At 55.1% G+C, this 12085-nt stretch carries 16 protein-coding genes; 10 read left to right on the forward strand and 6 right to left on the reverse strand.

Annotation, left to right across the window (positions count from 1 at the left end):
* Positions 1 to 2 precede the first annotated feature (2 nt).
* Positions 3 to 701 carry a helix-turn-helix transcriptional regulator gene (locus AC07N6_RS07555; RefSeq protein ID WP_494779694.1) on the forward strand — a complete coding sequence of 233 codons (699 nt, stop codon included), beginning with the start codon at positions 3 to 5 and terminating at the stop codon, positions 699 to 701.
* A 134-nt stretch (positions 702 to 835) separates the two neighbouring features.
* Here AC07N6_RS07555 and AC07N6_RS07560 read toward each other — a convergent pair whose 3' ends face one another.
* Positions 836 to 1159 (reverse strand): hypothetical protein, encoded by a 324-nt coding sequence (locus AC07N6_RS07560; protein WP_494779695.1) that lies wholly within the window; start codon positions 1157 to 1159, stop codon positions 836 to 838.
* A 178-nt stretch (positions 1160 to 1337) separates the two neighbouring features.
* Here AC07N6_RS07560 and AC07N6_RS07565 point away from each other — a divergent pair, with 178 nt between their 5' ends.
* From AC07N6_RS07565 to AC07N6_RS07595, 7 genes are all read left to right on the forward strand, one after another.
* The gene (locus tag AC07N6_RS07565; RefSeq protein ID WP_494779696.1) at positions 1338 to 1652 is read left to right on the forward strand and encodes a hypothetical protein; all 315 of its coding nucleotides are present in this window, start codon (positions 1338 to 1340) and stop codon (positions 1650 to 1652) included.
* Entirely contained in the window at positions 1652 to 1822 is a 171-nt protein-coding gene (locus tag AC07N6_RS07570) for a hypothetical protein (protein WP_494779697.1), read from the forward strand. Before AC07N6_RS07565 ends, AC07N6_RS07570 begins: the two co-directional genes overlap by 1 nt.
* Positions 1823 to 2212: 390 nt before the next feature.
* Positions 2213 to 2443, forward strand: a complete 231-nt coding sequence (locus AC07N6_RS07575) for a hypothetical protein (protein ID WP_494779698.1) — start codon at positions 2213 to 2215, stop codon at positions 2441 to 2443.
* A gap of 173 nt (positions 2444 to 2616) precedes the next feature.
* On the forward strand, positions 2617 to 3945 hold the full coding sequence (locus tag AC07N6_RS07580; RefSeq protein ID WP_494779699.1) for a hypothetical protein: 1329 nt from the start codon (positions 2617 to 2619) through the stop codon (positions 3943 to 3945).
* A 13-nt stretch (positions 3946 to 3958) separates the two neighbouring features.
* On the forward strand, positions 3959 to 4246 hold the full coding sequence (locus tag AC07N6_RS07585; protein WP_144768305.1) for a DUF2523 family protein: 288 nt from the start codon (positions 3959 to 3961) through the stop codon (positions 4244 to 4246).
* 1 nt (position 4247) lies between these two features.
* The gene (locus tag AC07N6_RS07590) at positions 4248 to 5321 is read left to right on the forward strand and encodes a zonular occludens toxin family protein (RefSeq protein ID WP_494779700.1); all 1074 of its coding nucleotides are present in this window, start codon (positions 4248 to 4250) and stop codon (positions 5319 to 5321) included.
* Positions 5318 to 6607, forward strand: a complete 1290-nt coding sequence (locus AC07N6_RS07595; RefSeq protein WP_494779701.1) for a type II secretion system protein GspD — start codon at positions 5318 to 5320, stop codon at positions 6605 to 6607. Before AC07N6_RS07590 ends, AC07N6_RS07595 begins: the two co-directional genes overlap by 4 nt.
* Here AC07N6_RS07595 and AC07N6_RS07600 read toward each other — a convergent pair.
* Positions 6604 to 6903: a hypothetical protein gene (locus AC07N6_RS07600; RefSeq protein ID WP_494779702.1), complete on the reverse strand. Its 300-nt coding sequence runs from the start codon at positions 6901 to 6903 to the stop codon at positions 6604 to 6606. The genes AC07N6_RS07595 and AC07N6_RS07600 overlap by 4 nt on opposite strands.
* A gap of 577 nt (positions 6904 to 7480) precedes the next feature.
* Between AC07N6_RS07600 and AC07N6_RS07605 the strand changes: the two genes are divergently transcribed.
* The gene (locus AC07N6_RS07605) at positions 7481 to 8377 is read left to right on the forward strand and encodes a rolling circle replication-associated protein (protein WP_494779703.1); all 897 of its coding nucleotides are present in this window, start codon (positions 7481 to 7483) and stop codon (positions 8375 to 8377) included.
* Between the two features lie 54 nt (positions 8378 to 8431).
* Here the strand turns inward: AC07N6_RS07605 and AC07N6_RS07610 are convergent, their stop codons facing one another.
* The 3 genes from AC07N6_RS07610 to AC07N6_RS07620 all read right to left on the reverse strand — a co-directional run bounded on the left by AC07N6_RS07610 (position 8432) and on the right by AC07N6_RS07620 (position 9983).
* Entirely contained in the window at positions 8432 to 8674 is a 243-nt protein-coding gene (locus AC07N6_RS07610) for a hypothetical protein (RefSeq protein ID WP_494779704.1), read from the reverse strand.
* A 31-nt stretch (positions 8675 to 8705) separates the two neighbouring features.
* Positions 8706 to 9062 (reverse strand): helix-turn-helix domain-containing protein, encoded by a 357-nt coding sequence (locus AC07N6_RS07615; RefSeq protein ID WP_494779705.1) that lies wholly within the window; start codon positions 9060 to 9062, stop codon positions 8706 to 8708.
* Positions 9063 to 9323: 261 nt separating this feature from the next.
* Entirely contained in the window at positions 9324 to 9983 is a 660-nt protein-coding gene (locus tag AC07N6_RS07620; protein ID WP_494779706.1) for a TetR/AcrR family transcriptional regulator, read from the reverse strand.
* Positions 9984 to 10108: 125 nt separating this feature from the next.
* On the opposite strand from AC07N6_RS07620, the gene AC07N6_RS07625 reads away from it, so the two are divergent.
* Positions 10109 to 11002, forward strand: coding sequence for an NAD(P)/FAD-dependent oxidoreductase (locus AC07N6_RS07625; RefSeq protein WP_494779707.1), 894 nt, complete (start codon positions 10109 to 10111; stop codon positions 11000 to 11002).
* Between the two features lie 174 nt (positions 11003 to 11176).
* Here the strand turns inward: AC07N6_RS07625 and AC07N6_RS07630 are convergent, their stop codons facing one another.
* Positions 11177 to 12079 (reverse strand): LysR family transcriptional regulator, encoded by a 903-nt coding sequence (locus AC07N6_RS07630; protein WP_494779708.1) that lies wholly within the window; start codon positions 12077 to 12079, stop codon positions 11177 to 11179.
* Positions 12080 to 12085 lie beyond the last annotated feature (6 nt).

Raw genomic sequence — 12085 nt, forward strand, 5'->3', positions numbered from 1 at the left:
GCATGTCGAGAAGCCATCGTTTATTTGATCTCATGCAAGTCCTTCGCCGGCACCGTGGAACGGTGTCCGGCGAGACGCTTGCACGCGAGGTTGGCGTATCGCTACGCACTATCCGTCGCGACATTGCGACACTGCAAACATTAGGTGCTGATATCAATGGAGAGCCAGGTATCGGCTACATACTCCGACCAGGTTTTCTTCTACCGCCGCTGTCTTTTACGGCAGAAGAAATTCATGCACTTGCGGCTGGCGCCCAATGGGTCAGCCGCCAAACGGACGATGGCCTAGCTCATGCGATGCAGAACGCGATTGCAAAAATCGATGCAGTGCTTCCGTTAGAGATGCGGCGAGCGTTGGATGACAATGCGCTGTATATCAGCCCGCAAAGCGAAGATACAGGCCTCGATTTGGGACGAGTTCGACAGGCGCTGCGCGAACAGCGCAAAATGCACATTGTGTATAGGGAAGAGAACGGAACCGTGTTGGAACAAACGATCTGGCCGATCATGCTCGGTTTCGTTGAGTCGCGTTGGTTCGTTGCGGCTTGGTGTGAGTCGTTTGGCGATTTTCACCGTTTTCGTGCCGACTGGGTTGTGAAGGCTGATTTCTTGGACGAGTACTACCTCGGTAACCGACGGCAGCTTGTCAAGGAATGGCACACACGGGAAACGCATCCATGTAACAGACGAAACCAGAGCTAGAACGCATCGTGCCGACAAGGAGCCGTTTGGTCACTGAGGAAACCGCCAAAATGTTTCCTTTTGGAAAAAATATCTGTTGTGCTGATTTGCCGTCGATTTCGCATAATTTGTAGAAGCTTTGATGGGCAAATTAGTTACTGCGCCACCCGCTGAATTTGCATCCAGCAAGCGTTTGCCATACGCAGTAACGCATCAAAAGATGGTGAGAGCTTGTCGGCAATTACCGTCATATCTCTTTTGGTGAGCTTTCTGCTCGCCTCATGGTCAGCCAGTACTTTCAGCACTCGCTCTGCGCTATATCCGGATTCTTTTATCAAAATGATGGTGGTGTGAAAGTCCGGTGTTCTCGTTCCCTTCGCGTAGTTGTCTAGCGTCTTCTGTGGAATTCCCCATTCCTTCGCCAAGCTATTGACACTTCTGCCTTTGAGCGCCTTCGCTATTAATTCTTCGTAAGTCATTTGAAACTCCAATCACCAAGTTTGTACGTTTGGGCTAACATGCATCTCGAATTAGCTCATTTGTACTTAGTTCATTTGAGCTATTTTCATAAGATATCACAAGCGCGAAAAAGTGCCGTTTTTGGGCGTTCGACTCCCTTAGCGGCATCCCTTCAAATTCAGTCTAGAGGCTCGAAAAATGGCTAAATCGATTATCGAAATCCTGCACGTTGTCCCCCTGTCCGGTATCGCAAAGAAGTCGGGCAATGCATATGACATGCGCTTTGCTCAGTGCATCGTCCATAACATCAACAAGCAGTCCGGCGAAGTAGAGCCGCTGGTCGGTGAGCTGCTTCTGCCCAAGGAATACAACAATATTCCGCGCGGCATGTATGAGGTGGATTTCCGCATCTCCGTCGCATCTGACAAGCGCATTCAATCTGTGGTGGACAGCATCACGCCCTACACCGCACCGAAAGCGACTCCCAAGGAACCTGCCAAGGTAGCGGCCTGATGAAGCAATCGGCGGACAAATACACGGTAGACCTGTTCGGTGAATCGCGCCGTGGTCGTCCGCCGAAACTGGCTCCAAAAACCAATGCGCAGCGGCAGCGTGAGTTTCGTCAGCGCCGCCAATTCAATTTCCTGACCTCCGTTCCGCGTAACGAAAAATCCGATGCCTAAGTACGTTCTTTACTGCTCGCAAGAGGCTGCGCCCACTGTGTCTGTGGACGGCCAGTTGGCATGCGACGGTGGTACAGCAACCTTACAAGTCGGGTTGCTCGAAACGACATTGGACGCGCCTGAGGCATCGAGTGTAGCGACAGTGTGGACGGCAGGCTTTTCACTGGTGTTGGTGTGTTATTTCGTCGGCAAAGGCGTTGGTGCCTTGCTCGACATGATCAGGGAGGGATGAGAGATGGGATTGCATCGTTTGACTGGATTGCTGGCCGCTGGTGTGGCTGCATTGTGGGTCATGGCGTTCGTGATGCTGTATCACGCCATCGCCTAAAAGAATTGCTCATATCGGGCAAACGTTGCCGGACGATTTCCGGCGTTACAAGGGGTAGAACCATGAAAGTCTGGAACAAGGCAAAGAAAGTGGTCGGCGCTGGCGCAACTGGCGTTGCATTGGCAGTGGGTGCACCGGCTGCACATGCGGCCGTCGACCTGACGGGTATCACGGGTGCGGTGTCCGCGACCGACATCGTTACCGGTGTGTTGGCGATCGGCGCGGTCATTGCGGTTGTGCACGTCACCGTCAAGGCCGCAAAGATGGTGATGGCGTTCCTCAAGACGGCCTAAGCATCGCCAGTCGCAAGTAGGGACGATGTAGCGCTGCATCGTCCTTTTTTTTCGTCTGCGCATAGGGGGTGTGCGATGGTCTATTCGAACCTTTGGTACTTGTTTGTCTTTGCCTGGGGCATCGTGTGTGCCTGGGCTACTGTGGCCGGCCTGGAGGGCGCATGATGCGGCGAATGATCCTCACGTTGCTGTGTCTCCTGGTGTTGACCATCAATGCCTATAGCGCCGATTTGCCGGTGTCGAAGATGCAAAACGCAATCTCCGGCGTTGCGCAGAGCAAAATGTTGAGTAATGGATTTTTGGCGGCTGATCCCCGTTATAGCTCTACGATTAGGGCTATTGGCGGGGCTGCTATTGGTTATACAGCAGAGGCTGTTGCCGTTACTGCGCTGGGCATTACCGCGCCTGCATGGGTGAGTGTTGCAGCCATTGTTTTGGTTGGATCTGCGGGGATACTTGCTCTCGACGCCGGTGTTAAATGGCTGTTCAAAGACCGGAATAGCGTGCAGGTTGGCGACAATCCTCAATCAGTGAATACACCTGCCGGGATGCCGATCCCGTCGGCAATCTGGTGCTGGCAAAGCTACGTTTGCTCGGCGTCAAAAGCGGGGGCGTGTACTGGCATACCGGGTAGCACTGGGGAATCTCAAGGCCGTATTTTTCAGCGGGCGTACGATATGGTTGGCGACGAATGCCATTCATTTTGGACGTTTTCCGACACTGGCCAGGTGTATGATGTTGGAGTGGCAGGCGCGATCATCCAGTACACGAGTAACAGAACAGCTTGTCCAGGTATAAGCTTGTCGGGCACTAATGGCATATGCCCGGCATCAAACTTCCCTGAACCTGCTGGCGCTCCTGTAAAGACAATTTCAGACGCGGCAGCAGCACTTACTGACGCTCAAAAAGCTGCTGCACTCAATCCTCAGATCGTCGCAGATCTTGCCAATGATTTTTGGCGTGAGGCTGCGGCAGCGCCGGGCTACGATGGTCTGCCATACGATGCCACGCAACCCATTACTGCCGTCCAGGCACAAGCATGGCAGCAGGCGCATACAGATTATTGGCCGTCTGTAGGTGATTTTGTCGCGCCACAAGCTGCGCCCTCTGGTGGCACCGCGTCGTCGCCATTCACTATGCCGACCGCGACCACTCCTGCATCGTCAGTAGACCCAGCCACGCAACCCAGCACCGGCACCAATCCCTCGACCGAACCGCTCTCAAACCTTGGCACTGATCCTGGTATCGGCGCGCCTGGCCTGGAGCCGATTCCGACCGCCCAGCAAATCATCGCGCCGCTGACCAATGCCTTCCCCTCGGTGAAGTCGTTTGTCGTTCCCGGCGTCGACGCGCAATGCCCGACCTGGCAAGTGCCGGTCTTTGGCAAGGACATCGGCTTTACGAATCACTGCGCGCTCCTGGAGCAAGCAAGGCCGACTTTGTTTGCGGTCATGGCGGTGGTCTACGCGCTCATGGCGCTGTTTATTGTGCTTCGGGCATAGGAGGGGCTAGCTCATGTTCGGAATCGTCCTATCGGCCCTGAATGTCGTCTTGGCATTCGTGGTGCGTTCCATCATTGTGAAGTTCGTTGTCTTCTTCGGGCTCTTTTTCGTTACCACCGAATTCATGGCCGTGATTACGTCCATGCTGCCAAACGCGGATCAGCTGGGCGCTGCCTTCGGTGGATTGCCAGCTGGTGTTTGGTATCTCCTGAACCTGTTCAACATCAAAGCAGGTGTGCCGCTGCTGCTATCGGCCTATGTGACGCGCTTCACCATTCGGCGGCTGCCGGTGATCGGCTGACATGGGGATCAACGTCTATACCGGCCTGATGGGTTCCGGTAAGAGCTATGAGGTCGTGTCAGAGGTCATTGTGCCGGCGATCGCGCAAGGTCGGCGGGTGGTGACGAACGTCGATGGGATCGATGGCGACAAAATCCGTGAATTCATCGAGAAGACTCACAAGGTTGTTCCTGGTACGTTGGGCGAGGTAGTCCATGTCAGTAACGGCGACGTGGCGCTGCCCAAGTTCTTCCCGTATTACGACGCGCAAAAGGGCGCTCACACTGATACGACCGTGCAACCGGGTGACCTGGTGTGTATCGATGAGGCCTGGCGCTTCTGGCCGGCGACCGGGGCCACGCTCCTGGAGGAACATAAAAGCTTCTTCCTGGAACACCGCCACTTCACCAATGCCGATACCGGTATTGCGTGTGACCTGGTGCTGATGATTCAGGACATGTCGACACTGCACCGCTTCGTCAAAAACGTGGTGGCCTTCCACATTCGCACGCATAAAAAAATCTCCCTTGGTCTTTCCAACACCTACAGCGTGTCGATTTTCGAAGGAAACAAGCAGACTAAAGCGGTGCGGATCAGCGTCACGTTGCGCAAGTATCGCAAGGACATATTTCCGCTCTATTCCTCGTTCAAGGGTGGTGCCGCAGGGAAGATTGTCAACGTCGACAAGCGGCAAAACATGCTGGCCCGTCGCAAGGTATGGGTGATGGCTGCGGTGATGCTGGTGGCGCTGGCCATCGGCGGATACAGCATTAAGCGCTTCTTCACGCCCAAGAAAACTGAGCCCGTGGCACAGGATGCCAAGCAGGGTGGGGCGGTTGCTCCTGGTGCGAACGGGAAGGGTGCCGCGCCCTCGCCCAAGCCTGGGTTTTCAGACACCTGGCGTATCGCTGGAACAGCCAAGATAGGGAATGCCAGCTATATCGTGATCGCTGATCCGAGCGGCCGTTTGCGTTACGAATCGCCCTCGATGTTCGTCCAGATGGGGCCGCAGACCATTGGCGATATCGACGGTGCCAAGGTCACCCGGTACTCGGGCGCTGTCGTCCAGGCCGGACATGTAGAGGGGAAGAAATGAAACGCCTAATCACGTTGCTCCTGGTAGTCGTTACCTCAGTCAGTAACGCCGCGCCGATCCTGCCGTTGCCTTTATCGTTACCTCCTGGTGCGCCCGGTATTCCAGATAGCGCATTCGAGCTGTCGCGGGTGCGAATCGCTGATGCGGTCGAGGTGATGTACACCCAGGTCCTTAAGACGCCCTACCTGATCCAGCCGGACGTTGTGGCCGATGAACGCCTGGTGTCGTTCCGGTTCGCTACAGGAGCGTCGCCGCGATCGGAAGTGTCGCGCTTTATGTCGCTGCTCGGCCTGGCCGTCCGTTCCGTGAACGGGGTCGACCTGGTCAGCACCGCAAAGGAGCCGGAACCCGATAAAGAGGCGTTCATCTATCGGCCAAAATTCAGAGATGTGACTTACCTGGTCGAACTGCTGCGCGCTCTTTTTCCAAAGGGTGAGTTCACCTCGACGCGCACTATTCATGGCGCACCGCAAGTTGTTTCCGGGGACGCTCCTGGAGGCCAGGCTAAAGCGCCTGCGCCCTCTGGCTCTGCGGCATCGCTGGTCGATACCGTGACGGATGCCCTGGTGTTCAACGGCACCGCGGCTGATATCAAAAAGCTGTCCGGCCTGTTGGCGCAGCTGGATACACGGCTGGGTGAGGTCATGGTGCGCGGCCAGGTGTTTGAGGTGGCGTCCAACGGTGCGGAAGGCTCGGCGTTCTCGCTAGCCTTGAGTCTGCTGGGTGGCACGGTGACAGCTGGATTATCGACGCCGTCAACCCTGGACGGCTTCGTGCGGATCAAGAACACCTCCATCGATGCGGTGTTTTCGGCGCTATCGAGTGACAGCCGCTTTAAGACGATATCCGCGCCGTCTCTGCGTGTCCGGTCGGGGGCTTCCGGTCGTTTTTCAGTCGGTCAGGATGTGCCGGTTCTTGGTGCGGTTAGTTATCCCGGTAACGGAAATGCGCCGGTTCAATCGGTCGAGTATCGCAGTTCCGGTGTCATCTTTGACCTGGCGCCAGTCGTCCGCGATTCGGTGGTCGACCTGACCGTGGGCCAGCAGCTATCCAACTTCGTCACGACGCAAACCGGCGTCAACAATTCGCCCACGCTGACTAAGCGCGAAGTGCGCACGTCGCTATCGGTCGCTGACGGCGATATCGTCATCATCGGCGGCCTGGCCGAGAACCGTGAAAGCTCGGGCCGCGTTGGCTTCTCGTTCCTGCCTGACTGGATGCGCTCGGACACCGGCCAGACCAGCAAAAGCGAGATTCTTCTTGTACTCCAGGTGACGCGACTCTAGTTCATAGCAATGAGCCTGCCCTTACCTTTGAAAATGCTATGCAGGATATAGCCGTCGTAGTCCATGATGCGCGCCACCAGTTGACGCATGGTCTTGCAAAAGAATTGGCGGCCATCGGGGCGAGTCCAGATGAATGCAGCGCCCTTGCGAATGAGGTTACGAACGAACAGCTTCAAGCGGAGTTGCTTCCAGGGCGCGACAAAGTTTGCAGGGGCCAGCGGCTTACGCGTGCGCTTGAAATGGGCGAAGTAAGGTTGATAGGGAAAGTGCAGCAGTGGCAGTTCTGGTTGTTCCATGATGTTCGCCTTTACGCTGATCGGGTTCCTAGATTCCGAGCCCCTCGTTGGGGTGGTTAGAGCGGCCATGTTTGAGCTATGCCGCCGTCGTTTTCCTGAGTTCTTCGCCCGGTCATCGAATAGGTGGCGCAATAGGCTTTTGCCGCAAGGGGGAAGGTTTGTAAAAGCGCGGTGGTATGCGCTTTTATGAATACCCCCTTGCGGCAAAAGACGCGCCGCCTATCGTTGACCGATAAGGCGAGGAACTCTGGAAAACGACGGTGTTTGTTCGGAGAAAGGGCCGGGCTAACCGGATCGGCACTTGTGCCGACTAATTAGGGTGTGCGGGGTTGTTGGTGATGTTGCTGTTAGTCGGTGCAGGCGCTCGATTGATCGCGCCGCCCGCAGCTTGCGAGGACGGCGCGAGCGAAGCGAGCGCTAGACTTGTATTAAGCATACTTAACGAACAGCACCAGAAACCGCAGGGCTAAAGCAGAGATAAAGGAAGTAGGGAAGGGAAGTCCAGAAAAGAAAATGCCCCAACAGGAGTCGCAATCCGGTTGGGGCGTTCATCCAACTAGCTGAAATAGGTGAATGAATGACTGCAAGTTATATCGTTGCTGACGATATGTCAAACCTCGTATTTGAGTCTGTGGCACCGGAGCAAAACAATCCTGACTGGTGGAACGATGATGGAGTCAAAAACACTTGGAATGACCGCTATATGGCCCGCAAGGTCATTTTCCCTGATGGGCAGCAGGAAATAACGGTAGCTCGAGAAAAACACTTTGTAGGCCCGGCTAGAACCCCCACGGTACGGAAAAAGCGTGGCGAGTCAGAGAACCGAGAGCGCAATGAAGAAACGGCAGGGCGCGAGGCAAAGAAGCGCGTTCGCAAGGCTTGCAAAGCGATTAGTGCTGATCGCTTGATCACGCTGACCTATCGAGACAATATGACCGACCGCGAATTAGCGTTGAAACATTGGGACAGGTTTCGCCGCCGCATGAGCAAGCATAAGCAATTCTTGTATGTGGCGGTGATCGAGGAGCAGGAGAGGGGCGCGATTCATTTCCATGTTGCTGTGCATGGTCGCCAGTGCTATCAACTGCTCCGGGCCATTTGGGCGCAGATTGTGGGGACGGATGACGCCGGCCGGGCAATGTCAAACATCGATGTTCGTAATCCGCACAAATTTGGCTTTGGTAAAGATGGTGTGCATAAGCTGGCCGCGTATCTCGCCAAATACTGCGCAAAAGATATGTCGTGCCGCACGCTCGACCAAAAGCGCTATTTTTGTTCTCGCGGCATTCCCAAGCCGGAAGTCACTTCTTGGCCGCTGGCATGTACTCAGGCTGTCGATGCTGTGCGTACTGCATTTTTGATTGCCGAATCTGGGCGCCTGGATGGTGCTCAGTACTGGTACAACAAAGGACTGGATATCATGTGGATTGCCACCGCTCCGAGTGCGTTGGATTCGTCTGTATGTCCGTTTTAGGCAAAAAGAAAGGCCCTGAACATGCAGGGCCTTAGGTTTGACGGGGCGGCTAAGTTAGTGGAATATTTTGAATAGAATTCCGACCGTACCAGCCAGCACAAAACCTAGCATCCATTTCAATAGCTCAAACTGGCCCTTAACCTCGGCCCGGAATTCATTCAAGTCTGTTTTTCTGACTAGTTCGTTATTCATAGCTTCTGAAAGTGCCTTGGCGTGAGCTTCGGCTTGATCCGTTGGGATTCCAGCGGCTTCAAGTCTTTTGACGTATTCGTGAGTATCAAACAATGTGGTTGCCATTGGGCGTCCTTGTAGAAAGTATAGCACCGCCTTAACGGGCGCTGGTTCGGATAGATTGAATGTGGAAATTGATCGGTGCGTCGGATTCAGGGGGCATGACGGCGGCGGGCTGGGGGAATGCCAGCACATCGGCGGTAGCAACGGCCAGTCGGCGGCGCGGCGGGCTAAATCCCATCTGGCGCAGTCGGTCGTAGTATTCGTAGTGCTGGAGCCGCAAGATTTCCGGCACCCACCATGGAATCTTGCGGTTGCCGTGCAGCCAGTCGTACACGGATCGTTCGGAACGCTTGAGGCGTTTGGCAATCTCCTTGATCGAGTGGCCTTGCATCCAGAACTCAAATTCGCCTTGGTGGCCGTAACGGGTAGTCGGGTATCTCATTTTGCGCATCGGGATTTTCTCGTTGTTGTTCGTAGGAAAGATGAGTGTCTGGAAGGTGATTCCAGTTCATTTCAGTCACCAACACTCGCTTTTCTCTGCCCATCAAACTTCGCATAATTTGTATTATGTAAAATTATGAATCGCAGCAATGACAGAGATTCCATCATTACTCACGTTCGGCGAAGTAACAGTCTGCTGCGCTCCGGCAGCACACCGGCGGCTAGCGCCACAAACACGAAACGATGATCACCCTGTCCCTACGGGGCAAGATCACAGCCGCGATATCGCACCTTGGATGCCACCGTGCGCGGCGATGAACATGGCGACGGCCGACTGGCAATAGGATTCGATTTCCTTATCGTCCTCTGCCCTCGCCTCATCGAAGCGAGCGATCATTAGAAGATCGGAGCCTTTGAAAAGCGCTGCAAACAAGCGGGCGGATCGCAGAGGATCGGGCACATTTAGAAGTGCCTTCGCGTGCAGCTGACGCAACAGGGCCTCGATTTGGGCGATGACATGGGCGGGGCCTGCTTCGTAATGGAGCTTGCTTAACGACTTTTGATTCGTCTTGTCGGCCATTACCATGGCTTCAACACTGCGGACGTCTGATCTCAACAGCGTGCGAAGCAGTAATGATCCCACCGCCATCAGTTGATCTTCGGCAGAACCGTTGGCGCCTTCAAGAAGGGCCTGTGGTGCAAACAACTGCTGGCAGCCGGCCACCATGGCTGCGCTGAACAGTGCCTCCTTGTTCTCGAAGTGCCGATAAATGCTGAGTTTGGATATCTTCGCTCGCTGGGCGACCTTGTCCAATGTCGTGGCTTGAAATCCCAATTCCACAAAGAGTTCGGACGCAGCGTCGACGATTGTTTGACCAAGCGCCTCGTTGGCGGGACGGCCCCGCCGGGTCTGGCTGTTGTTTTGGGTCACGAAATATAGTCCTTGACAGTATCTTAAATGCATAATTAAGATACCAAATAGTTTCATAAATGTGCAAGGTGCGCCAGGCCAAGCCGAGCTCATCTCCCTCTATCCGCAACACGGAGCCCATCACAATGAATCACGTCATCATCATCGGCGGCAGCTTTGCTGGCCTCGCCGCCGCTCTGCAGCTTGGTCGTGCCCGCCGCAACGTCATCGTTCTCGATACCGGCCTTCAGCGCAACCGCTTCGCTGGCCGCTCGCACGGTGTGCTCGGCCACGATGACAAGCCACCGTCCGAGATCCTGGCCGCTGCGCGGCAGCAACTCGCGCGCTACCCTGCCATCAGGATGGTCAATGCCCGCGCCGACAGCATCTCCGGCACTATCGACAATTTCTCCGTCCTCACTGGCGATGGCGAAACCCTGAGCGCGCGCCGCCTGATCCTGAGCTATGGCGTTGTTGACCAAATGCCTGATGTTCCGGGCTTTGTCGAGAACTGGGGCACATCCGTCATCCCATGCCCCTATTGCGACGGCTTCGAAGTTGCTGACCAGCATTGGGGCCTCGTCTGGTCTGGCCCGCAGTCGATGAATCAGGTCAGGTTGTTTCACGATTGGACCGACAGGTTGACTGTCTTCGGCAATGGTCACGACATCACTCACGACATACGAGCCGACCTGGCGGGCCGCCAGGTAGCTCTCGTTGATGGCCGGATCACTGAAATCGCACGTCACGGGAATCATGGTGCCACCATCAAGCTCGATAACGGCCCCGATGTCACAATCGACATCCTGTTCGCGCATCCGCGCAATAAGCCGTCCGCAAGCCTTCATGACGCACTGGGTCTCACCACGGTCAATACGCCAACCGGCGTCGCCCTCAAGACCGACGAGCGCCGTGAAACCAGCATGCCCGGCATCTACGCCGCCGGTGACCTTGCCAACCCAGGCATCCCCTCGGTCACCACGGCAACATGGCAAGGCGCGATGGCGGGTATCTTCGCTCAGCAGTCGATGCTGGTTTGAGAGTACAGATTGGAGATGCGCATGGCCGTCGAACCCGACCGCAACAGTTCATTGATTCGATCTGCAACGAGTCGACGTTTACACCATTCAGGCCCCCTGCCATCCAGGATGTCATAAAACAAATCCCAGTCGGTCTGATAGTCGTAGCAGATGCCTTGGACTCATCACACAATATCAAGACAACGAAATGGCAGCCATCTTGGTCGCAATCAAGTCGACAAATCGCCGAACATTAATTGGCAGGGTTCGTCCTGCCATGGTTAACACCTGCACATTCCGTTGATGTAATTCCGTATTCATAAGAGGAATGCTAATTAAGCCTCCTTTTTGCAATTCATGTTGTTCCGATACTTTGCTTGTCAGCGCGATGGCGCCTGAATGAAAGGCAAATTGCAGCAATGATGCCGAGTCGTTGCTTGTCAATACAAGATTCAACGCCAATCCTTCCAATTGGCAACAAAGGTCCACCAACTGCCTTTGTGTACTCCCCTCTTCTTTGAGCGCCATGGGATACCCCTGCAAATCCGCCAGCATCAAAGATTTGTGCTTGCTGAGAGGATGTCGGCGATGCATAAGTGCATGAATTTTCGACCTCGCAGAGTATTCAACATGCACGCCCTCGCTCGGCTTCGTGCTGAACGTAATCCCCAGATCCACGTCTCCATCCTTGATCATGCCAATCACAATCTTGGGGATGGCGACATTCAATGCGAAGCGTGTCTTGGGATAAACCTCTCTGAACGTGCTCATTACATGCGGCAGAAAATTACGCGCCACTCCTTCCGTTGACGCGACGGAAATCAAGCTACCGCCATCGGATGCCAATTCCTGGATTTCAGCCAGTATCCGCTCCTCCTCGAGGTGGGCGCGCCTTGCATGGGTGGCGAACACCTCTCCTGCCGCGCTTAATACCATGCCGGTAGGCAGGCGTTCAAATAATTGCGCGCCCACGTCTTCTTCCAAATTCGCGATTTGCCTGCTGATGGCAGACGGTGCGATGTGCAGCTTCTCGGAGGCTCGGCTCAAAGAGCCTGAGCGGGCGACTTCCAGAAAATAACGTACGGCAGTGTTGGACATGGACGA

It is taken from the genome of Herbaspirillum sp. GW821-FHT09A12, from assembly GCF_059418325.1.